The organism is Bradyrhizobium sp. SHOUNA76 (assembly GCF_023006445.1).
Classification (GTDB): Bacteria; Pseudomonadota; Alphaproteobacteria; order Rhizobiales; family Xanthobacteraceae; genus Bradyrhizobium.
The window spans coordinates 1-1149 of sequence record NZ_JALBHA010000925.1; the positions used below are offsets into that span (position 1 = coordinate 1).

The 1149-nt window shown below is 67.0% G+C and carries 1 protein-coding gene and 2 pseudogenes; 1 reads left to right on the plus strand and 2 read right to left on the minus strand.

Annotated features, from left to right (window positions below; genetic code table 11):
• Positions 1–181 (plus strand): annotated as a pseudogene (locus MOV74_RS38625) (exodeoxyribonuclease VII large subunit); the annotation flags it as partial.
• 359 nt (positions 182–540) lie between these two features.
• Here MOV74_RS38625 and MOV74_RS38630 read toward each other — a convergent pair.
• On the minus strand, positions 541–690 hold the full coding sequence (locus MOV74_RS38630) for a hypothetical protein (protein WP_246932810.1): 150 nt from the start codon (positions 688–690) through the stop codon (positions 541–543).
• Between the two features lie 207 nt (positions 691–897).
• A pseudogene (locus tag MOV74_RS38635) lies at positions 898–1149 on the minus strand (lysophospholipase); the annotation flags it as partial.

Here is a 1149-nt window from a genome sequence, read left to right on the forward strand (position 1 = left end):
CGGGCCGAACGCGCGGCTCGAGATCGAGTTTGCGGATGGCCGTGTTGCGGCGACCGCGGACGCAGATCGCCCGCCTCCCGCGGCAAAGCGCGCGCAGTCGCAACCGAAGCCGGCCCCGCAGGAAACAAAGCCCGCTCCGAAGCGCGTGGCCAAGCCGGTGGATCAGGGCAGCTTGTTCTGAGCTGAGGCGCGACGAACGGCATTCCACGCTCAGTGTCATTCCCCGCCTTGTGCGCAATTGCGCACTGGAGCGGGGAATCCAGTAGGCCGCGCCTCCCCGGTGAATCACAGACGTCTCGGAGTCCTGGATCGCCCGGTCCCGGCTCCGCCAAGGCTACGCCGGGCCACAAGGGTGCTCGGCCGCCGAAGCTATAGCGAAGGCGGCAAGCCGGGCGATGACAGGGAGTGCGTGGGGCCGATGTAGGCACAACTCGCAATGACGGCTGTGGAAGCAGCGCGGAGCCCGCATGAGCAAAGCGATATCCGGCAACGGCCGTCCCGGATATCGCTTTGCTCATCCGGGCTACGACACCGCCATGCCTACCTGCAGGACAATCCCGCGTCGATCGTGGTCCAGAAGCCGCAATGTTCCGGCGCGCGCTGGGGAGCGCCAGCGTGGGCCTCATAGAGGAAGATCGCGACGGTGAAGACGACCAGTGCGGAGGAGAAGAGGACGATGCGGTTGCGCATGAGGATTGCGTTTAATCGACATCGTGGTCGAACTAAGGCGCCGTCATGGGCTGAAACCGCAGCCGTTCGCCACCCGTAGATTCACGGTCGGCCATCTTCCGTGCAGGGCGGTGGTCGATGCGGGGCTGTCCGCCTGAATTTGTTCCTCGGACGGCCCCGCTTCCGCCTTCGCTCTTCGAGCTACGGCGCGACAAGTCCGCATCCAGGCTAACGCGCCAGCCACTCCGCGACCTCTTTCTGCGACTCCGCGCGCGCCTCTGCATCCGTGCCGAGATGGCCGCGCTCGGGCGCGGCGGCATCGTTGCTGCCGGCAGCTGCGTGCAGTGGCGTGTTGGCGCGGTCGAAATCGTGATAGGCGCCGGGATAGACCACAATGCGCGCCAGCGCGCTGCGGCCATGCGCGCCCTCGACCATCTGGCGGCAGGCCGGCGGCGACGAGACGTCGTCATCGGCGCCGAT

Coding starts and splice junctions, on each gene's coding strand:
- MOV74_RS38630 (WP_246932810.1), bottom strand. CDS start 690: ATGCGCAACCGCATCGTCCTCTTCTCCTCCGCACTGGTCGTCTTCACC.